A 20,599-nucleotide genomic window follows, 5' to 3' on the forward strand; every position below is an offset into this window, starting at 1 on the left:
TTACGCCCTTTTTTGTGTTTTCTGATACCAATTGCATTAATAAAGTAAGCGGCCATAGCGTCGGATAGAGACGCAGGATAGCAAGGCTAAAATTATGGTATATAGTTGTTCTGTATAAATAATTTTTAACCAAGCCAAGACGTCGTTTAACGCGCTGGATGGTGCAAGGTATTAATTAATTGGTATTCGACATTACCTGATCTGTTATTGCCCCTGGTAATGTGGTTAAGCGAGTGAGTATAAATGAAGATTTTAAACCGCAGCGTCGACTTTCTGGCCCGCTGCTTAAATGCCATTTGTGTCCGATCCAAGGTGCTGCCGCAGCAGCCGATCGCCGACTTTGAGCTCGATACCTCGGTACCGACCTTCTACATTGGCCGCTTAAACTCGCGCCTTGATATCGCCGCCCTGGCTAAGGTATGCCGCAAACTGGGTTTACCCGACCCAACTCAGGAGCAGAATCTGGCCGACACCGAGTTGCCGCGCTTTATCGGTATTCAGAATCCGCCACCTTTATTTGGTAATAAAAGCCGTCCCAGTTGCGCCCTGCAGCAGGGCAAGGCGATTTTCGATGCCCTGGCCAAACAGCCAGAGCAAAAAATCCAGATTATTCCGGTCACCATTCTTTGGGGCCGCAACCCGGGTAAAGAAAAGCCGGGCTTAGGCACGCTGATCTCTCATTCCCTGACGCCAAGCCGATTCCGCAAGTTTTTTGTGGTCTTGTTTTCCGGTCGCGATAACCTTATTCGTTTTAGTCAGCCCCTGGATTTAACCCAGTTGGTGCACGATAAGGGCGATAAGGACGAGCTGCCGCAAAAACTGCTGCGCGTGGCCCGGGTGCATTTCCGTCGCCAAAAGCTCGCCGCCACCGGCCCCAAACTGCCGTCGCGCGAAGCCCTGTTTAACTCTCTGCTGGCCTCACCCGCCATTAAAAAAGCCATTGCCGATGAAGCCAAGGCGAAGGGCTTAAGCCATGAAGAAGCGCGTCAAAACGCCCTGCGTCTGCTCGATGAGATCGCCGCCCACTACTCGGATGCCATGGTGCGTGTTGGCGACCGCATTCTTACCTGGCTGTGGAACAAGCTTTATAACGGCATCGATGTGAACTATGCCGAGCAAGTGCGCGAGCTGACCGACAAGGGTCATGAGATCATCTATGTGCCCTGCCACCGCAGCCATATGGATTACCTGCTGCTGACCTATGTAATTTATCACCAGGGCCTGGTGCCGCCGCATATCGCCGCCGGTATTAACCTGAATTTCTTCCCCGCCGGGCCCATATTCCGCCGCAGCGGCGCCTTCTTTATTCGCCGCTCCTTCAGCGGTAATAAGCTGTACTCGGCAGTGTTTAAGGAATACCTGAGCCAGCTCTTTATTAAGGGTTACTCGGTGAAGTTCTACACCGAAGGTGGGCGTAGCCGCACCGGTCGCCTGTTACCACCAAAAACAGGCATGCTGGCCATGACCCTGCAGGCCATGCTGCGCGGCATTGACCGCCCCATCAGCATAGTGCCCGTGTATATCGGCTATGAGCATGTGATGGAGATCAACACCTACTTAAAAGAACTGGCCGGTGACAATAAAAAGAACGAGTCGGTGCTGGGTATTTTTAAGGCCATTAAAAACCTTAAGAACTATGGCCGCGGCAATGTGAACTTTGGCGCCCCCATCAATATCAACCAGTTCCTTAATGAACAGCAGCCTGACTGGCGCGAGGCGATTCATCCCACGGATGTGCAAAAACCCGCCTGGCTGGGTAAACAGGTCAGCAATCTGGCCGACGAAATTATGATGAATATCAACAGCGCCGCCGCATTGAACTCGGTAAACCTGCTGGCCACCATCTTGCTGACCAATGATCAGTTTGCGCTCAGTAAGTCGCAACTGTTGGAGCAGATGGACTTCTACCTGCGCCTGCACCGCGACGCGCCGCTCAGCGACAAGCTAACCCTGCCCGAGCAAAGCAGCGCCGAGCTACTTGAGCACGCGCTAACGCTCAATAAGTTTGACGTGGTCAATGACCCATTTGGCGACATCATCGCCATTAAAGAAAAAGAGCGCACCCTGTTTAACTACTATCGCAACAATGTGCTGCATTTGTTTGCCGTGCCCAGCGTTATCGCCCAGCAGCTGTTTAACCACCACGGCATTACTGTTAGCGAGTGCAAGGCATAGGTTCAACGCCTCTACCCCTTGTTTGCCAAGGAATGGTTCCTGCCCGAGCTGAACGACGACTACATCGACAAGATTATCGCCAGCTTTGCCGAACAGGGCCTTATTCGCCAGCATGGCGAGCAGCTAGAAGTGATCAAAGCGGGTGACAACCAAGCTACCCTGGAAATGCTTGGCAAGGTGGTACACCACACCCTGCTGCGCTACGCCATAGTCATAGGCTTATTAAGCCAAAGCGGCGATATGAGCCCATCTGAGCTGGAAAAAGAAGGCGCCGTAGTCGCCAATCGCCTGGGCACCTTGCATGGCATTAAGAGCCCGGAATTCTTCGACAAGAAGGTACTGACCGGCTTTATTACCAGCCTCAAAGAGCAGGGCTTGGTGCATCAGCGCGACAACGCCCTCGCCCATACCGACGAGCTGGTTGCCCTCTATCAGGATCTGCAGCAGTTGCTGCCGGCCAGGTTGTGGCAGTCGATTAGTGATGCCATAGCGGCGATGCATGCAGGTCAGGCTTAGGCCTTTCTGGGTCGTCGGGCCGCCGACTATGGCGGTTTTTGTAGGTCGGTGCTCTGCGCCGACAGCGGTGTTAGTGTGATAGATCTTGTCGCTGTGACGATTGTTGTAGGTCAGGTTTTGCCGCCAAGGACGGCGGTACTAGGGTAACGCAGGAGCAGTTACCTAGCAGCCTGACAACCTAATGGCTTCTGTTAGATCTTGTCGCGTTGGGCGACGAGCGACCGAAGCACCGCTTCGCAGCGCGAGGGTGAGCGCGTTTGGAAAATAGTCCAGTGAACTATTTTTTAGTAAGCGAACGCCTTAAGCCCAGCGGCGGGCCGGACGGTGGAGGCATGGATGCCGTAACTTCGTCACGAACAGGAATGCAGCTTCATGGACGAATTGCTAGCACTCCCCCAACTACAGCCTTCAAATTAAGATCTTGTCGCATTGGCGACTTCAAGTCAGAGGAAATGCGCGCCCATTTCCTCTGACAACTCCTAGGGCGCCCGTGATTCGCTAATGCTTCCGAAATCGAGTTTTTGTAAAACGTTCCGCTTAGGTGTTGATGCGATTTAACAGCACCTCCTTGTACTGATAAATCTAGCTCGACATCGTGTCGAGCTATCAACCCCACGCTCCCAACAAAAGCCGATTTCTCCAGCGCGAATCATAACGGGAGATTATGCTGATAGAGTGGTGAACGACTGATTATTTAGAGTTGCAGAAAGAGCAAAAGTAAGACCTGACTCCTTCTATGCGAAAAGTTATTTTTTATAAGCAAAATTTTGGCATAGCCCTATTCATAGGTGGAAGTTCAGAATGCTTTTTAAAATAAGCATGAAGCTGAGCTGCTTCCTCCTCTTTTGTGTCTGAACACACCTTAATTTCTATCGTAATTTTTCAATACTTTAAGATGGCATGACGATAGACGGACTCAAAATATGCTAGCTCGATATCTATTGCTTTCTTTTGGCGGTATCTAGAAGAAAATGAGTTTTTTGTCCTGCCAATGTATAAAATAACGCTTTCACCAATCAGTCTTGGTATAGCGCGTTCTACCTTCCAGATATAAACAATGCTACTGAGTTTAGAGAATTGATCTTTTTTGAATAGATCCGTCAATTGCTCTCTAAATTCTACGACAGATTTTGCATTGATCATTAGTTTGTTTCCTCGTTTAAAGTCAATAGCTTAATAGGTGAGCTAATTACAGGCAATTACAGCTGCACCGAGTAAAACAAATTACACCTAACTGGCAGGTATCGCTCTTCCCGTTTTGATTCGCGCTGGAGAAATCGGCTTTTGTTGTGGAGTGTGCTTGAAGCAACGGAGCATGGATGCGGAGTTAGGTTTATCGAGTCAGGAAGACGAGTTAAACCGTGTTGAAAGCTAAACGGAGCGTTTAACAAAAACCTGAGTTCGGAAGCAATGGCGAATCACGGGCGCCTTGGGGTTCCAAGGGGTGGTTGGCGTAAACCACCCTTTGGGTGTCGTCGCCACCGCGACAAGGTTTATCAGAATATGAAGGGTTGCCATGCTAAAGCCAGACTTACAAAAACCGCCATAGTCGGCGGCTCGACTAGAGCCATTACCTTTCGCGCATCACACCTTCTTGAATGGTGGAAGCAACCAAGTTGCCCTTGCGGTCAAAAAACTGGCCGCGTACCAGGCCGCGGCCACAGCTGGCGCTGGGGCTGTCCACGCTGTAGAGCATCCATTCGTCCATGCGGAATGGACGGTGGAACCACATGGAGTGATCGATAGTGGCTACCTGCATTTTTGGGTGCATAAAGGACTTACCGTGCGGCTGAAGTGCTGTTGGTAAAAACTCGAAGTCCGACGCATAGGCCAGCAAATAGTTGTGAATACGCTGGTCGTCCGGCATCTCGCCATTGGTCTTAAACCAGATATGCTTAATCGGCTCGGCCACCTGCGGCTTAAAGGGGTTTTGGAAATTCACCGGGCGCATATCGATGGGCTTTTCGCTGATAAACTTGTTACGAATAGGCTCGGGAATTTGGTGCGCATGCTCTTGGTAAAATTCCAGTGCCGAACGTAAGCCTTCCGGTGCCGGCACATCCGGCATGGTGCTTTGGTGTTCCAGGCCCTGGGCGTCGCCGGAGAAAGAGGCGGTCATATAGAAAATCGGCTTGCCGTACTGAATGGCACTGACACGGCGGGTGCTCAGGCTCTTACCGTCGCGGATGTTTTCCACGTCATAAACAATAGGGCGCGAGGCATCGCCTGGGCGTAAAAAATAGGAATGCAGGGAATGCACCACGCGCCCTTCGGGCAGGGTTTCCTTCGCCGCCGAGAGTGCCTGACCCATAACCTGACCGCCAAAAACGGCCTTAAAACCCAGGTCCTGGCTGGCACCGCGATACAGGCCCAACTCGATTTCTTCCAGTTTTAACAGCGACAATAAATTATCTAATGCTTGGCTCATTGTGTCCTCATTTCCACATTGCAGCTAATACAATGATAATACTATACAATGAACCCGATTACCTAGCTCAGCACAGGACCCGACATGGCTTATTGGCTACTCAAAACAGAGCCCGATGCGTTTTCATTGGCAGACTTAAAAGCGGCGCCGAACGGCACCACGGTGTGGGATGGCGTACGTAATTATCAGGCCCGTAATTTTATTCGCGATGGCATGAAGGTGGGCGACAAGGTGTTTATCTATCATTCGAGCTGCAAGGTACCGGCCATAGTTGGCGTGGCCGAGATAGTGAACGGCCCCTATGCGGATCCATCACAATTCGATGCCAGTGGCGATTACTATGACCCTAAAGCCACGGCCGACGCACCGCGCTGGTTTAGTGTCGATGTGCAGTACAGGGAAACCTTTAACAAGCCGGTGACCCTGCAGGCGATCAAGGCCGACCCGGCCATCGAAGAGCTGGCGCTGAAAAAATCCGGGCGCTTGTCCGTGATGCCGGTCACCGAGGAAGAATGGCAATACCTGTGCGGCATTGCCAGTAAGTAAGACGAGGCGGCGTGAATTAATCGCCGCCTATCATATCGCCGATACCGCCAAGGACCGAGCCCTCGCCTTGGCGTGCACCACCGGCTCGGGGGGCATGTTCAAGTACGCGATCCGCCAGGCGTGAGAAGGGTAAGCTTTGGATCCACACCGTACCGTGGCCGCGCAGCGTGGTGAGGAACAAGCCTTCACCGCCGAAGAACATGGAGCGTAACCCCTTCACCCGCTCGATATCAAATTCGATACCACCGGTGAAGCCAACCACACAGCCTGTGTCTAAACGCAGTGTTTCACCGTTAAGCTGTTTCTCAACCACAGTGCCGCCGGCGTGGGCGAAGGCCATCCCATCGCCTTCTAAGCGCTGCAAAATAAAACCTTCGCCGCCAAAGAAACCGGCACCTAATTTACGCTGAAAGGCGATGTTGACCTCGGTGCCCAGAGCCGCACACAAGAAGGAGTCTTTTTGTAAGAACACCTGCTCGCCCAGCTCGGCCATATTTAAGGGCACAATACTGCCCGGGAAAGGAGCAGCAAAAGCAACGCGTTTTTTACCCATGCCCTGATTGGTAAAGTGGGTCATAAACAGGGATTCACCTGTGATCATGCGCTTACCGGCACTAAACAGCTTGCTCATAAAGCCTTGATTGACCTGTGAGCCATCACCCATTTTGGCTTCATATTGAATGCCGTCTTCAAGGTAGTTCATCGCCCCTGCTTCGGCGATCACCGCCTCACCTGGGTCCAGTTCCACTTCCACCATCTGCATCGAATGGCCGATAATTTCATAATCAACTTCATGACATCGCATTGTGCTTTCTCCTTTTTCTTGATGGACCTAGCATGACCTAAATGCACATTCAGTGCATCGAATAAAATGTAAGCAGCTTTTACAAGGGGGGAATCTAGGCTGTAGCCGTGGCAATCGCTGCCCGATTTGATTTGAGTGTTATTAACCGCAGCACCTGCCATCTTTTTGTATCGGTGGGCATTTAACCGAGCCATATGAGCAATACACGCAGCAGTCACCGGGTAAAGGCTTTAGCAGGGTGTGGCAAGATGAACACTCATAATAATACTGGCACGCATCCGTTGGCATGGTTTCCTGCTTCTTTGCGCCGCACGCTGGGCAAGTGATAACAGACTCGAGAATGACATTATTCATTTAGATCTCTGTCGCATCTTGGTTAATAGCCCTTAAACCTTAGCACACCTCCTGCTTGAAACCCCTCAGCTTGCGTTTGTATCGGTTTGTGATGAATTCATAAAAAACACCCAGCATAACAGGCTAGCTGGGTGTTTGGTCGTGCAATTTAGAATCGGGAGAAACCTAAAACTGCATCTCAGGCACCTGTTCCGGGCAGATGAGCTTGCCCTGTGTTTTGGCTTTAATTTCTTCCACAGTCACGCCCGGGGCGCGTTCAAGCAGGTGAAAGGCGCCGTCCTTGATTTCCAGCAGCGCCAGGTCGGTGATCACCTTATTGATACACGCCACGCCCGTCAGCGGCAGCGAACACTGGGTCAGCAGTTTTGAGTCGCCATGCTTGCTCGCGTGGGTCATGGTACAGATAATATTTTTGGCGCCGGCCACCAGATCCATGGCCCCGCCCATGCCTTTGACCAGCTTGCCGGGGATCATCCAACTGGCGATGTTGCCGTTTTGGTCCACTTCGAAGGCGCCCAACACGGTTAAGTCCACATGACCACCGCGGATCATGGCAAAGCTTTCGGCTGAGTTAAAAATCGCAGCACCGGTGCGGGCGGTCACGGTTTCCTTACCGGCGTTGATCATGTCCGCATCCACTTGTGCCTCAAGCGGATATTCGCCCATGCCCAGCAAGCCGTTTTCCGATTGCAGCATCACATCTATGCCTTTGGGCACATAGTTGGCAACCAGGGTAGGAATGCCTATGCCGAGGTTCACATAATAACCGTCGCGTAATTCCTGGGCGACGCGCTGCGCCATTTGCTCTCGTGTCAGTGCCATGGTTATGCTCCTCGCACCGTACGTTTTTCGATGCGTTTTTCAAACTGACCTTGAATCACGCGTTGTACATAAATACCCGGGGTGTGAATTTGACTGGGCTCCAGCTCCCCGGGCTCGACGATTTCTTCCGCCTCAACCACGGTGATCTTGCCAGCGGTGGCGGCCATGGGGTTAAAATTCATCGCCGTATGACGATAGATGCAGTTGCCGTAGCGATCCGCCTTCCACGCCTTCACTATGGCAAAGTCGCCGACAATGCTTGGCTCAAGCACATAGTCGCGGCCAGCAAACTGCTTGATGTCCTTGCCTTCGGCCACCACTGTGCCTACTCCGGTTGCGGTGTAAAACGCGGGGATGCCGGCGCCACCGGCACGCATTTTCTCCGCCAGGGTGCCCTGAGGGGTTAACTCCACCTCCAGCTCACCGCTCAGCAATTGCTGCTCGAACAAGGAGTTTTCACCCACATAAGAGGCCACCATTTTGTGGATCTGCTTATCTTCAAGCAATATGCCTAAACCAAAACCATCGACGCCGCAGTTATTGGAAACCACTGTCAGACCGGTGGTGCCCTTGTTTTTGATTTCTTTAATCAAGCCCTCGGGAATACCGCAAAGGCCAAAACCGCCGGCGATCACCGTCATATTGTCTTCGAGGCCCGCCATAGCTTCACCGTAGCTGTTCACTACCTTATTAAAACCTGCCATCTTCTCTCCTATTGCGCCGTCCAGCCGCCATCAAGGGCGATGGCTTGGGCAGTAATATTGCGCGCCGCATCCGCCATTAAAAAGTCAAGGGTGTGGGCGATTTCATCCAGGCCGATAAAGGCCTTTTTAGGCATGGGGGCCAGCATTATGGTGTCGATCACCTCCTGCTTCGTGATGCCATGCTGTTTGGCCTGGCTGGCTATTTGCGCCTCGACCAAGGGTGTTTTTACATAGGCCGGGCAAATGGTATTGACCGTGATATCCACATCCCCGGTCTCCAGCGCCAGCACCTTGCCCAAACCAATAAGGCCATGCTTAGCCGACACATAGGCCGACTTATACTTGGAGGCCACCTGGGCATGAATAGAGCCGATATTGATAATACGGCCAAAGTTTTGCTCTCGCATCGCTGGAAGCACAGCCTTGGTGAGCATGGCCGGGCCATTGAGCAGCACATCCTGCAACAGCTGCCATTTATCCAAGGGGTAGTCGTCTAGACGCTCAACGTATTGAACACCGGCGTTATTGATCAGCACATCTATGGTCGGCTGCCTGGCAATAAAGTCCCCGAGGGAGGCAAGATCCGCCACATTCAGCGCCAGGCCCTGGGCACGAATGCCCTGCTGTTGGAGCAGTTCGGCCTCGGCCTTGGCGCGCTCACCATCGAGATCGGTCAGTAAGATCTCATGGCCTTGTTTGCCCAGGTGTTCCGCCACATAGCGGCCAATGCCACTGGCGGCACCGGTAATTAAAATTCGTTTGCTCATAATTACTCCGCTAAGAATTCGGCGATCACCTGGGCCTTGGTTTGAATGGAAAAAATACCGTCAAGATGACCCCAGATACCCTCAATTTCCTCGATTTTTACATCTTTCTCTTGCTCTTTAAGCAGCTTGGCAAACGCGCGCACCGGGCCTGGGCGTAACAACAAGTCGTTACTGGCGGGCATAAGCAGCACCTTGGCCTTAATTTTTTGTGCCGCTGCGTTTAGGTCTTCCTGCATGCCGGCGCTGTATAGTTGCGAGGCGCGCACTAAATAGAGAATATGGTTGGCATCCTGAGTTTGCGCTCGAGCCAGGGCACGCTCATGCAGGGTCTGGTTAATGGCTGGCAGGGTGCGTATGTCTTTTTTCGCGCCCTCGTCCTGCACTTTAAAGTTTGGGAAGCTGGCCTTATAACTTTCCGGGTGCATGGCGTCCTGGGTGATGTTAAGCATGGTGGCGGTTACACCGGCCAGCGGGCGCTCACCCTCATAGTAATTGCCGTTATTCCAGTTTGCGTCCAGGCGAATAGGCAAGGCCCACTTCTCCAGCGCAGGTACCGTCCAGGCATCCATTTTCGCCGCACCAATCACATGAACCAGTCGCTCAACCTTGTCTGGGTAACGCACCGACCACTCCAGCGCCTGGAAAGAGCCCATGGATGCACCAATAACGGCGTGGAGCTTTTCAATCCCCAGGCTGTCGAGCAAACGTTTTTGCACTTCGACAAAGTCGCCTATGGTGACCACGGGGAAATCCAGGCCATAGGGCTTACCGGTTTTCGGATTGATGGAGGCCGGGCCCGTGGTGATCACGTTTTTATCGTGCCAGTTGGCGTTAACCAGGGTGTCCGAGCTGATCACAAAAAACTTGTTGGTGTCTATGGCCTTACCCGGACCAATAATGGCATCCCAATACCCGGGCAAAGCATCATCCGCGCTGTATTTACCCGCCGCATGGGAGGTGCCAGAGAAGAAATGGGTGATCAAAATCACATTGTCCTTGGCTTCATTTAGGGTGCCGTAGCTCTCCCACCCCACCTGCACCTCGGGCAAGGTGACGCCCGACTCCGTGGTGTAATTTGCAAAGGCGAAACGCTGTTTTTCCACCAGCAGGGGCTCACCCTGGGCCCAGGCCCACTGGCTTACAACAATTAAGACAACACCAATAACTCGTAACATAGACATCTTGTTCATTCCTTAAAATAAGATAAATAGGGCTAATGCAAGGGCAACGCCAATCAGCGGCACCACGGCCGTTAATGCGGCCATAGACCAGTAGGCACGCTGGTGCGTCTCTTTACAGATGGCACGGATAGTGGTCACCACATAACCGTTGTGCGGCAAGGTATCCAACGCTCCGGAACTGATCGCCACCACCCGGTGTAATTGCTCCGGATTAACGCCGGCATCCAGGTAATGAGGCGCTACTAACGGCAGGGCTATGGCCTGACCGCCGGATGCCGAGCCGGTCAAACCGGCAATAACACTGACGGCCACCGCCGCACCAAGCAATTCGTTGCCGGGCATATTGGTCATGACTTCCACCGCCACCTGAAAGGCCTCGGTGTTTTTAGCCACCGCGCCAAAACCGACAACCGCACTGGTATTGCCTATGGCCACCAGCGCCCCCGTGGTACCCAGGTTAATGGCACCGCTGAGGTTGTGGAAATGCTTGAAGTTAATCACCAAAATCGCCAACACACCGCCGAGCAAGGCGACAATCAGCGCGCTTTGGTGCAATACATCGTGCAGGGTAAAGGACAGCAGTAACACCACCAGCAGCGGGATCACCCCGGTGATCGGATGGGGATAGTCGCGTTCGGGAATTTCCGGGTCGTCGTCGCGGGCCTCGAAGCGCTCACCATTGGCCACCGCCTTGGTGATCATCTTCTTCAGCCACCAGTAACCGGCAATGGCCATAAACACAGCCACCACCAGGCTCACTTCCCAGGCCGCATAGGGCGAAGTACCCAGATACTTGATGGGGATCCAGTTTTGAATCTCCGGCGAGCCCGCCGAGGTCATGGTAAAGGTCACCGAGCCAAAGGCCAAAGTCGCGGGAATAAAGCGTCGTGGCAGGTTGGCGTCTTTAAACAGGCTCAAGGCCATGGGGTACACGGAAAAGGCCACGATAAAGACGCTGACACCACCATAGGTCAACACCGCACAGGCGATCACCACGGCCAATACCGCGTGTTTCATACCCAGCTTGTTGACTATGGCACGGGCAACGCTGTCCGCGGCGCCGCTGTCTTCCATAAACTTGCCGAACAAGGAGCCGAGCAAGAACATAAAGAACCAGGCACTGAGGAAACCGGCAAAGCCGTTCATATAGGTGCTGACAAAGTCTAAAGGCACATTCTCACCAGGAAAGAGCGCCATATTGCCGCTCAGCGCCACCAACAGGGCACACAAGGGCGCGGCAATAAACAGGTTTACGCCGCGCAGGGTAAGAATGATAAGTAGTACCAGACCGCCGATAAGGCCAATCATACTGAGCATAGAAGTGCTCCTCGAATTATTATTGTTTTAGTTATCAGAGCTAGCATAGCAGCTGTTTCTGTTAACAACACTGGCAATCAGTGTGGCCCCACAATCCGTTAAAATACATAGTACTAAGGTTATAGAATTGCGCCACACCCCGTAAATAAAGGGCTGTAGCGGCGATAGTACTAAGGTACTAACCCCCTCGTCGCATTTTTCCCCTAAAGTCACAGTTAATTAATATTTTTAAAACAAACCCATACCGTGACGACCCATAACAATATCGGCGCACGGACAACGACAATAACAGGGGATACAGGATGAACACATACAGTCTACGCCGCTCTAGTCTAGCCTTAGCGATTGGGGCGGCACTCACAAGTGCACTGGCAAGCCCAACGGCCTTGGCAGAAGAAGAAGTAAAAAAAGCCGAGCTGGAGCGCATCGAGGTTACCGCCCGTAAAACGGTAGAGAACCTGCAAGAGGTTCCGGTAGCCGTGACCTCAATCGGCGCCGCGCAACTACAGGAAAACGGTATTTCGGTGATGACCGAGGTACAGCAGTTTTCACCCAACACCACCTTGCAGGCCAGCCGCGGTACCAACTCCACCATCACCGCCTTTATCCGCGGCGTGGGTCAGGAGGATCCGCTGTGGGGTTATGAGCCGGGCGTGGGTATTTACATAGATGATGTCTACGTGGCCCGCCCTCAGGGGGCGGTGCTGGATTTATTGGATGTCCAACAAATCGAAGTGTTGCGTGGCCCGCAGGGGACACTTTACGGTAAGAACACCATTGGCGGCGCGATAAAATATGTCACCAAGGAAATGACCGGCGATATGACCTTTGATATCCAGGGTACGGTGGGCAGTTACAACCAAAGAGATTTGAAGATCACCGGGCAATTGCCACTGATCGATGAACAGCTCTATCTTGGCTATGGCTTCGCCACCTTAAATCGCGATGGCTTTGGTGACTTCCTGGTTTCGGATCTGGATGGTCAGGATAGAGAAAACTACAACAAGGATCTTACCGCGGCGCGCCTGACCCTGGAATATCGCCCTACCGAAGATCTGTTTTTCCGGCTTGGCTGGGATAAAACCGACGATGACTCAAATTCCAAGGGCGGCTACCGTTTATTACCCAGCGTGCTGACCGATGCCCCGGTACCGGATGATATCTATGACTCTTACACCAGTATGCCCACCTGGAACAAGGTGGAACTGGAAGGGTTTAGCCTGACCGCACGCTGGGATATGAGCGACGACACCTCGCTTAAGTATATCGGTGCCAAGCGCGACAGTTATTCGCCGACCAACATCGACTTTGATAATACCGCTCTGCGTATTTTCGATGTACCCGCCATCTACGACGACGAGCAAACCACCCACGAGCTGCAACTGAATCATCAGGGTGACAATTACAAGCTGGTGTCCGGCTTGTACTATTACGACGGTGAATCCTGCGGCGTCTTCGATGCCATTTTAGAAGTGGGTGCCCAGCTCGATAAACTCGGCGTTGGTGTACCTCTGCCCAGCTTTACCCGCGAAATCAGCGGCTGTAACGACTCCACCAGTAAAGCCGCCTATATTCAGGGTAGCGTGGATTTAACCGACCAGTGGTCGTTAACCCTGGGTGCTCGCTATACCAAGGATAAAAAAGAGGCCTACGTCAATAACACCGCCCTGGTCGCCACCCTCTACCCTGAGTCAGGTTGGGTACCCGGTTATGTACGCCCGGACTTTGAAGAAAATCGCGTCCTAGACGATGAAAAAGACTGGTCACGCTTTACCCCACGCGTCGGCGTTGAGTACCAATACAATAACGACATCATGTTCTTCGCCAGCTACGCTCAGGGCTTTAAATCGGGCACCTTTAACCCCCGTGCCAGCACCTCCGAGCCGGCGGCTAACCCGGAAATAGTGGACTCTTACGAGCTGGGAATGAAGAGCGAGTGGAACGATAACCTGCGCGCCAATATCACCTTGTTTACCTTAGATCATGAAGACCGCCAGTATATCTCGGTGCTGCCCGGCGAGAACTCCGCGGTGCTTAATCAGCGCCTGGGCAATATAGGTAAATCCTCGGCAGACGGGGTGGAAGTGGAACTCAACTATGTCGCCACAGACGCCCTCACCTTCAATGCCTCACTGGGTTATATCGACGCGGATTTCGAAGAGGTGTTGGATACGGACCCCGTTAGCGGCGAAACCTTCGATAAATCGGAGCGCTTTAGCATCTCCAACACCCCGGATGTCACCTTTAACCTGGGCGCCACCTATCGCCTCTATACGGACAACGGCGACTGGGTGTTTAACACCAACTACTACTACCGTGACGACTATGTATTATTCGAGGAAGCCAGCCTGCTCACCCAGGACAGCTATGGTCTGCTCAACCTCAGTGTTAACTGGTACAGCACCGACGGTCACTGGCGTGTTGGCCTGCACGGTAAGAACTTAACCGATGAGGAATATATGATCGGTGGCTATCAGTTCGTTACCCCGGATGCCTCCGACCCCACGAACGTCAGCAAGTACACCCCGGGACTAGGTGGCGATAACACCTTGATCGGCTACTTTGGCGACCCGCGCACCGTGTCGCTCACCGTGGGTTATAACTTCTAACCTTTCTTGCGTATCAAGGCGGCCAGCCCTCCCCCGGTTTCAAATGGCCGCCTTTCCATATGCAACTTAACGCAGGCCCTTGCCGCGACTAATAAAATCCCCTATAACGAGGAAGATGGAGTCAACTTAGGATGCCCAGTGTGCAAGCCATTATCGCCGATGATCACCCGTTATTTCGCAGCGCCCTCAAACAAGCCGCCGCTCAGGCCATGGCCGATGAGCCAATTTTAGAAGCCAGCGATCTATCGGAGCTGTTTAGTGCCCTTGTCGTCCATCCGGAGATTGAACTGGTGTTTTTAGATCTCACCATTCCCGGTGCTCAAGGCCTGGAAGGCTTAGCGCGACTGCGCAATCAATACCCGGATATTCTGGTGATCATGGTCTCCGCCAATGAACATCCCAGCATAATTGAACAAGCCATGGCGCTCGGTGCCAGTGCCTATATTCCCAAGTCTTCATCCCTGGATGTGATCAGTGAAGCCATAGCCCAGGTTATCGAAGGGGAAAACTGGTTACCGCCACAAACGGAAATTTGCACCGACGACAACAGTGAGCAGGCCCAGTTTGCCCGTAACCTGGAAAAACTGACGCCACAGCAGTATCGGGTACTGAGCATGATCGCCGATGGCATGCTCAATAAGCAAATTGCCTATGCCATGTCGATTCAGGAAACCACTATCAAACAGCATGTCTCGGCCATTTTGAAAAAGCTCAATGTCTACAACCGCACCCAGGCGGGCATTTTATTCAAGCAAATGGCCACAGTGGCCGAAAGCGAAGAAGCCTGAATTGTAGGTCGGGATTCTGCCGCCATAGATGGCGGTATTAGGGTAACGCAGGAGCAGTTACCTAGCAGCCCGACAAATGGGCGCGAATCTCGCTTTGTCGGCGCAAAGCACCGACCTACAATTTAACCCGCTCCTGATTCGCCTTTAAGCGCTTTAAAGTACGCTTTAATGCTGGAGTTTTTAGCGGCTTATACAACAAGGGATAACCGCAATCACTGACGCGCTCACGAATGGCCTCGTCATGGTTGGCGGTGTTGATCACGATTGCCATCTCCTCCAAGCCTAAAGCCTGGATCACCTGCAAGCCGGTGACGCCATCATCGAGCTGGTAGTCGGCAATCAGAATATCCGCGTCACCGCCATAGACCAACTCAGCCAACTGCGCCTGATCATTGGCCAGCGCCACGCTGCATCCCCAATTCTGGAGCACCTGAGACAACGCCTGTAACACGTTATCATCATTGTCGAGCAGCCAGATGCGCAGACCCGCCAGTTGATTATCCTGCCCTTTGAGCTCATTGAACTCTGGCGCTATGTTTTGCACCTGGCTAGAGCATGGCAGGTTCAGGGTAAACTGAGTACCCTTGCCGAGCTGTGAACCCAGCGTCATATTGATATCCAAAGCGGCACAAATACGCTTGCTAATGGCCAGTCCCAAACCCAGTCCCTGAGCCTGCTCCTTGCCCTGCAACTGTTTAAATTCCTCAAAAATCAGTTCCTGATCTTGCTTGGCTATACCGGCTCCGGTGTCCTCCACCATAATGGATAACTGCTGACCATGACACTCGCACAGCACTCGGATTTCGCCCCGCTCGGTATAGCGAATGGCGTTACTCAACAGGTTGCTCAACACCCGCTTGAGCAGCGCCTTGTCCGTTTTCAGCATTACCTCGGCGCCCTGCAGGCGAAATGCCAGGCCCTTGTCTTTGGCCAGGGCCCCGTATTCATTGGCAAGGGGTTGTAACAGGCTGGTCAGGGAGAAGTCTGTGTTATTGATTTTAAAGGAGCCGGACTCCAGCTTGGTGAGCTGTAAGATGCTCGACAGCAGGTCCTCCGCACTGGCCAGGGAGTTGCGAATATTCTGCGCCAGCTCGGCCAATTCCGAGCCCTGCGCCTTTTCGCTCATCAGCGAGCAAAATAAACTAGCGGCATTAAAGGGCTGTAACAGATCATGACTGGCGGCGGCGAAAAATCGGGTCTTACTTTCGGTAGCCGATTCCGCCTCACGCTTGGCCGCTACCAGGGCATAGTTAGTGGCCACCAACTCACTGGTACGAGCGGCTATTTTCTCTTCCAGATTCAGGTTGGCCAGCTCTAACTCACGTTGCTGTTGCACAAAGTCGCTGATATCTGTGTAAGTAGTAACAAAACCGCCGCCGGGCAAGGGGTTACCCTGCATCTCGAAGACCCGGCCATCATTGTGCTCACGGCGATATTTATAGGCACTGCCACGGCGCAGGTGGGCTATGCGTTTGCTTACCTCCGCCTCGATTTGCTGGCATTCAAACAGGCCACGCTCGGCATTAAAGCGGATCAGCTCGGCCACGGGTCGCCCTACCGCCAGCATGTCTTTTGGATAGGCAAACATCTCCTGATAGCCCTGATTCCAGGCCACAAGTTTGAGGTCGCTGTCGACCACGCTAATGCCCTGCTCTATGTTTTCTATGGTGGCCTGCAATAGATCCCGGTTAAAGCGCAGTACCTGGGAGGCCTCATCGACAAACTCCGCCACCTGCTCAAAGGGCTGGCGTTTTTCATCCTTAGCCACATCGAGGATCAGCCGCGCCGAGGCACCACCGACCAGGGCCGACATTTCCCGCTCGACCCGCTCTTCCACCGTGGTGGGCGCCTGCTCCTTCCAAAGATTGCGGGCGGCGGGGAAGTATTTTTCTACCAGCTCGGCGGCCCGTTCCGGCTCGCTAAAACGTTGTAATAGCAGCGCCAGCTCTTGATAGCTAAGGGCGATATTGGCGTCACGCTCTTCAACGCCACGCAGAATAAACTTATTGCTTTGCAGGCGCTCGGCCAGCTGCGCCGCGCTGATAAAGGGCACCAGCAAATACACAAATGTGTTCACACCCAAAGACAGCAGCACGGCCTGGGTTAAAGGCTCCAGACCCAAGGAAAACAGATCGTTGGGCGCCAACCAGGAAATCTGCCAAGGCCCCTCGTTCAGCCAGACGGCCTCGCCATACAGGGCGCTATACACACTCGGTAGCAACAGGGTGTAAAACCAAATTGCCGAGCCGCTTAAAATACCCAGCTGGGCGCCGCGACACGAGGCCTTAGACCACCACAGGCCGATGATCATAGCCGGGGCAAATTGGGCCACCAGGGTAAAAGACATCAGACCCATATTGGCCAGGGTATTACCCTCGGCCAGTACCCGGTGGCTGGCATAACTGAGTAGCAGGATCACCACGATCACCACCCGACGCGCCTGTAGTAATTTAAACTTGGAGAGGCCGCGGTGGGACGAACTCAGCTGTGAGCGGCGCAGCAAAAACTGGTTAATAAAGTCGTTGGTGATCATGATAGACAAGACTATGGTGGAGACGATCACCATGCTGGTCGCCGCAGAAAAGCCCCCCAAGAAGGCCAACAGCGACACCCAGGGTGCCTCGGCGGCAATGGGCAGGGCCAGCACAAAGGTGTCGTAGCCCACATCCTGACCCTGAAAATACACCAGGCCCGCATAGGCGATGGGCAAAATAAAGAGGTTAATCAGCAACAGATAAAGGGGGAACAGCCAGCGCGAGGTAGCCAGTTGCTGCTCATTATCATGCTCAATAAAAGCGGTATGAAACTGGCGTGGTAAACACAGGGTTGCCAATAAGCCGAGCAACACATGCACCCAATACACATAACCCGGACTGGCGGTGGTTTGCATCTGCGCCGCTATCTCTTGCTGTTGCGCCGCCGCAAAAATGGCCTGAGGCGAGTCGAACAAACCAAAGCAAATAAATAAACCCACACCGACGAAGGCCAGCAACTTGACCACGGACTCAAAGGCGATGGAGGCCATCAAGCCCGGATTGTGCTCGCTGGGGCGCACCCTTCGTGCCCCGAATAAAATGGCAAACAGCGCCAGGGTCAGGGTGATATAAAAGGTACTGTCCTGATAGAAATAGTCGTTTTGCCCGCGCTCCACCTCGGTGAGCATAGTGATACTGGCACTGGTGGCATTTAGCTGCAGAGCGATATAGGGCACTATGGCGATCACCGAAATCAGTGACACCAGGCCCGACAAACTGGATGACTGACCATAACGGGTGGCAATAAAGTCGGCCATGGAGGTCAGTTGCTGCTGGCGACAGATGGTGGCGATGCGGGTATAGATTTGCCAGCCAAATATAAAGAGTAAGATGGTGCCGGTATAGGTGGGAGCCAACCACCAACCGTTATTGGCGGCCTGCGCCGTGGTGCCGTAAAACGCCCAGGAGGTACAATACACCCCGAGCGACAGACCATAAACCCAGGCACTGGCGCGGTGCTTGAATTTATCCGCATACCAGGCCACGGCGAACAAGACCCCAAGGTAGGCCAGGGCAATCAGGCTTATCACACCAATCGAGAACATAACGGGCTAATTTATTATTATTTTCTCATCATCATAGCGCTTGCTGTATGTAAAAACACCACTGACTTTAGTGTTACTTGATGCCCGATACCTGCTGGGGATATTTCGCCATCTCGGCGGGAAACAGGGCCTTTACCTGAGCCAGGGTTGTATCTATATCTTCTCCAACCTCTAACGGTGCCATGATCACAAACTGCTTTTTACTGTAATCCAGCGCCATGGGCACCACGGGAACCTTTGCCGCCTTGGCGATATGCAGAAAACCACTTTTCCATTGCGGCGTATATTTGCGGGTGCCCTCAGGCGCCAAGCCGAGGATCAGCGCGTCGCTGTTATCAAACAGAGTCTTCACCTGGGCCACCACGCCATGGGAAGAGCGTCTGTCGACAGGAATACCACCCCATTTTCGTAATAAGGGCGCCAAGGGCCAGACAAAAATACTGTGCTTACCTAAAAAGCGGATCCGCACCTGCAAGTGCATTTTCACCGCGATGGCGATAACAAAATCCCAGTTTGAGGTGTGAGGCGCCACCGCGGCGACAAACTTGCCATGCTCGGGAAACTCCCCCACCACCTGCCAACCAAACCAGTTCAGCACCTTGGTACCCAGCCAACGGCCAAAGCGACTATGGGTACGGGGAATATTCGTGGGGATCTTCAGCTCAGGCATAAGCATTTTAACGTCGCGGACAATCTCGTTAGATTGGCGCTAAGTGGCTGTTTAGTCAATTTTATTAAGCTCTTACCGGCTCCTTAATTAAAAACACAGAGCGGATGAGCAAATTTGAATGTCCAGCCAAAATTGGAGATTCCTAAAATTTAGGCGACATACACGATTCTACTTAGACATTCAAATTTGCTCCAAACTGCATCGCCGATGCACTCCATTAAAATGCTGTCGTGTAAAAATAAAGAAAACATTAACTTTAGGTGACAGCATCATTTTTAAGTAGACATTCAAATTTGCTCTATTTTGACGACATTTACATACTAGGCACTTTAAAATCAATGTGGTAATGCTCGTCATGGCTAACCCAAAAAGGCTGAGATTGGAGATCTGGTTGGGTCGCCAACGCGACAAGATCGCACCACAGAGAGCTGTGGGGAGTTTTAACGGAAAAGGTGAGTAAGTGCTTTCAAAGCTGTAGAAGGTATTACAGAAGTGATAAAGGCCGCTGAAGCGGCTTTTGGTATCCACGGTAAGCACGGAGTGTACAAACACTAGCAAGGCTGCGCCTTGCCTACTGTACGCCCTCCCGCTCCTCGCAGAGCTCGTCGCCTTCAAGCGGCGCGAGTTCGCCTTCATTACCTGACGTGCAAGTAATTCATCCATGAAGCGATATTCCGGCTCGGCATCCGTTGCCTCGCGCTCGAGCCTGAAATAGCTCCACGCTTTCGCTATTTCCGGGCGGCTCTCGCCCCTCACGCCGTGAAGCTGGTCTTCTCAACTTTCAGGCACAAAAAAGGCCGCTAAAAGCGGCCTTTTTTCTTGAGAGTAACTATTACTCTACGATAGTTGCTACAACACCAGCACCTACTGTACGACCACCTTCACGGATCGCGAAACGTAGACCTTCGTCCATCGCGATTGGGCAGATTAGTTCAACAGTCATCTTGATGTTGTCACCAGGCATTACCATTTCTACGCCGTCTGGTAGTTGGATGTCACCAGTTACGTCAGTTGTACGGAAGTAGAACTGTGGACGGTAGCCTTTGAAGAATGGCGTGTGACGGCCACCTTCGTCTTTAGATAGTACGTATACTTCTGCTTCGAACTTAGTGTGCGGGTTGATTGAACCAGGAGCAGCTAGTACTTGACCACGCTCAACTTCATCACGCTTAGTACCACGTAGAAGGGCACCGATGTTCTCACCAGCACGACCTTCGTCTAGAAGCTTACGGAACATTTCTACACCAGTACAAGTTGTCTTCGTAGTTTCTTTGATACCTACGATTTCAACTTCGTCGTTCACGTTGATGATACCGGCTTCAACACGACCAGTTACA

The 20,599-nt window shown here is 52.6% G+C and carries 15 protein-coding genes and 1 pseudogene; 4 read left to right on the top strand and 12 right to left on the bottom strand.

Annotated elements, in window-relative coordinates; translation table 11 throughout:
* Nucleotides 1–243 precede the first annotated feature (243 nt).
* Nucleotides 244–2,691 (top strand): annotated as a pseudogene (gene plsB, locus C2M17_RS05980) (glycerol-3-phosphate 1-O-acyltransferase PlsB).
* Between the two features lie 882 nt (nt 2,692–3,573).
* Here plsB and C2M17_RS16020 read toward each other — a convergent pair.
* Both C2M17_RS16020 and tesB read right to left on the bottom strand, forming a co-directional pair.
* Nucleotides 3,574–3,834, bottom strand: coding sequence for a hypothetical protein (locus C2M17_RS16020; RefSeq protein WP_105199953.1), 261 nt, complete (start codon nt 3,832–3,834; stop codon nt 3,574–3,576).
* Between the two features lie 427 nt (nt 3,835–4,261).
* The gene (gene tesB, locus C2M17_RS05990) at nt 4,262–5,119 is read right to left on the bottom strand and encodes an acyl-CoA thioesterase II (protein ID WP_105199954.1); all 858 of its coding nucleotides are present in this window, start codon (nt 5,117–5,119) and stop codon (nt 4,262–4,264) included.
* A gap of 84 nt (nt 5,120–5,203) precedes the next feature.
* Between tesB and C2M17_RS05995 the strand changes: the two genes are divergently transcribed.
* A complete protein-coding gene (locus C2M17_RS05995; RefSeq protein ID WP_105199955.1) occupies nt 5,204–5,665 on the top strand; it encodes an EVE domain-containing protein in 462 nt (153 codons plus the stop codon).
* Between the two features lie 16 nt (nt 5,666–5,681).
* Here C2M17_RS05995 and C2M17_RS06000 read toward each other — a convergent pair whose 3' ends face one another.
* From C2M17_RS06000 to C2M17_RS06030, 7 genes are all read right to left on the bottom strand, one after another.
* Nucleotides 5,682–6,470 (bottom strand): TIGR00266 family protein, encoded by a 789-nt coding sequence (locus C2M17_RS06000; protein ID WP_105189387.1) that lies wholly within the window; start codon nt 6,468–6,470, stop codon nt 5,682–5,684.
* 141 nt (nt 6,471–6,611) lie between these two features.
* Nucleotides 6,612–6,824, bottom strand: coding sequence for a GDCCVxC domain-containing (seleno)protein (locus C2M17_RS16025; protein ID WP_105199956.1), 213 nt, complete (start codon nt 6,822–6,824; stop codon nt 6,612–6,614).
* 165 nt (nt 6,825–6,989) lie between these two features.
* Nucleotides 6,990–7,646, bottom strand: a complete 657-nt coding sequence (locus tag C2M17_RS06010; protein WP_105199957.1) for a CoA transferase subunit B — start codon at nt 7,644–7,646, stop codon at nt 6,990–6,992.
* Nucleotides 7,647–7,648: 2 nt separating this feature from the next.
* Entirely contained in the window at nt 7,649–8,350 is a 702-nt protein-coding gene (locus C2M17_RS06015; protein ID WP_105199958.1) for a CoA transferase subunit A, read from the bottom strand.
* Between the two features lie 8 nt (nt 8,351–8,358).
* Nucleotides 8,359–9,117: a 3-hydroxybutyrate dehydrogenase gene (locus C2M17_RS06020; protein WP_105199959.1), complete on the bottom strand. Its 759-nt coding sequence runs from the start codon at nt 9,115–9,117 to the stop codon at nt 8,359–8,361.
* 2 nt (nt 9,118–9,119) lie between these two features.
* Nucleotides 9,120–10,298, bottom strand: a complete 1,179-nt coding sequence (locus C2M17_RS06025) for an E22 family MetX-like putative esterase (RefSeq protein WP_199775997.1) — start codon at nt 10,296–10,298, stop codon at nt 9,120–9,122.
* Nucleotides 10,299–10,310: 12 nt separating this feature from the next.
* Nucleotides 10,311–11,615: a GntP family permease gene (locus C2M17_RS06030; protein ID WP_105199960.1), complete on the bottom strand. Its 1,305-nt coding sequence runs from the start codon at nt 11,613–11,615 to the stop codon at nt 10,311–10,313.
* A 302-nt stretch (nt 11,616–11,917) separates the two neighbouring features.
* On the opposite strand from C2M17_RS06030, the gene C2M17_RS06035 reads away from it, so the two are divergent.
* Entirely contained in the window at nt 11,918–14,224 is a 2,307-nt protein-coding gene (locus C2M17_RS06035; RefSeq protein WP_105199961.1) for a TonB-dependent receptor, read from the top strand.
* A gap of 131 nt (nt 14,225–14,355) precedes the next feature.
* Complete coding sequence (locus C2M17_RS06040) at nt 14,356–15,012, top strand: response regulator (RefSeq protein ID WP_105199962.1); 657 nt, start codon at nt 14,356–14,358, stop codon at nt 15,010–15,012.
* A 115-nt stretch (nt 15,013–15,127) separates the two neighbouring features.
* On the opposite strand, the gene C2M17_RS06045 is transcribed toward C2M17_RS06040, so the two are convergent.
* From C2M17_RS06045 to C2M17_RS06055, 3 genes are all read right to left on the bottom strand, one after another.
* Nucleotides 15,128–18,592 carry a PAS domain-containing hybrid sensor histidine kinase/response regulator gene (locus C2M17_RS06045; protein ID WP_105199963.1) on the bottom strand — a complete coding sequence of 1,155 codons (3,465 nt, stop codon included), beginning with the start codon at nt 18,590–18,592 and terminating at the stop codon, nt 15,128–15,130.
* A gap of 73 nt (nt 18,593–18,665) precedes the next feature.
* Nucleotides 18,666–19,268: a 1-acyl-sn-glycerol-3-phosphate acyltransferase gene (locus C2M17_RS06050; RefSeq protein ID WP_325050662.1), complete on the bottom strand. Its 603-nt coding sequence runs from the start codon at nt 19,266–19,268 to the stop codon at nt 18,666–18,668.
* A gap of 826 nt (nt 19,269–20,094) precedes the next feature.
* Nucleotides 20,095–20,599 (bottom strand): EF-Tu/IF-2/RF-3 family GTPase (locus C2M17_RS06055; RefSeq protein ID WP_267894407.1); only part of this gene is annotated, 505 nt, incomplete at its 5' end.

Origin of the sequence: Pseudoalteromonas sp. T1lg10, from assembly GCF_002964545.1 — a bacterium.
Taxonomy (GTDB): Bacteria; Pseudomonadota; Gammaproteobacteria; order Enterobacterales; family Alteromonadaceae; genus Pseudoalteromonas.

What these genes read in the sequence shown, in the direction of transcription:
- C2M17_RS16020 (WP_105199953.1), bottom strand. Translation starts at nt 3,834, where the DNA reads ATGATCAATGCAAAATCTGTCGTAGAATTTAGAGAGCAATTGACGGAT.
- tesB (WP_105199954.1), bottom strand. Translation starts at nt 5,119, where the DNA reads ATGAGCCAAGCATTAGATAATTTATTGTCGCTGTTAAAACTGGAAGAA.
- C2M17_RS05995 (WP_105199955.1), top strand. Translation starts at nt 5,204, where the DNA reads ATGGCTTATTGGCTACTCAAAACAGAGCCCGATGCGTTTTCATTGGCA.
- C2M17_RS06000 (WP_105189387.1), bottom strand. Translation starts at nt 6,470, where the DNA reads ATGCGATGTCATGAAGTTGATTATGAAATTATCGGCCATTCGATGCAG.
- C2M17_RS16025 (WP_105199956.1), bottom strand. Translation starts at nt 6,824, where the DNA reads ATGAATAATGTCATTCTCGAGTCTGTTATCACTTGCCCAGCGTGCGGC.
- C2M17_RS06010 (WP_105199957.1), bottom strand. Translation starts at nt 7,646, where the DNA reads ATGGCACTGACACGAGAGCAAATGGCGCAGCGCGTCGCCCAGGAATTA.
- C2M17_RS06015 (WP_105199958.1), bottom strand. Translation starts at nt 8,350, where the DNA reads ATGGCAGGTTTTAATAAGGTAGTGAACAGCTACGGTGAAGCTATGGCG.
- C2M17_RS06020 (WP_105199959.1), bottom strand. Translation starts at nt 9,117, where the DNA reads ATGAGCAAACGAATTTTAATTACCGGTGCCGCCAGTGGCATTGGCCGC.
- C2M17_RS06025 (WP_199775997.1), bottom strand. Translation starts at nt 10,298, where the DNA reads ATGTCTATGTTACGAGTTATTGGTGTTGTCTTAATTGTTGTAAGCCAG.
- C2M17_RS06030 (WP_105199960.1), bottom strand. Translation starts at nt 11,615, where the DNA reads ATGCTCAGTATGATTGGCCTTATCGGCGGTCTGGTACTACTTATCATT.
- C2M17_RS06035 (WP_105199961.1), top strand. Translation starts at nt 11,918, where the DNA reads ATGAACACATACAGTCTACGCCGCTCTAGTCTAGCCTTAGCGATTGGG.
- C2M17_RS06040 (WP_105199962.1), top strand. Translation starts at nt 14,356, where the DNA reads ATGCCCAGTGTGCAAGCCATTATCGCCGATGATCACCCGTTATTTCGC.
- C2M17_RS06045 (WP_105199963.1), bottom strand. Translation starts at nt 18,592, where the DNA reads ATGTTCTCGATTGGTGTGATAAGCCTGATTGCCCTGGCCTACCTTGGG.
- C2M17_RS06050 (WP_325050662.1), bottom strand. Translation starts at nt 19,268, where the DNA reads ATGCTTATGCCTGAGCTGAAGATCCCCACGAATATTCCCCGTACCCAT.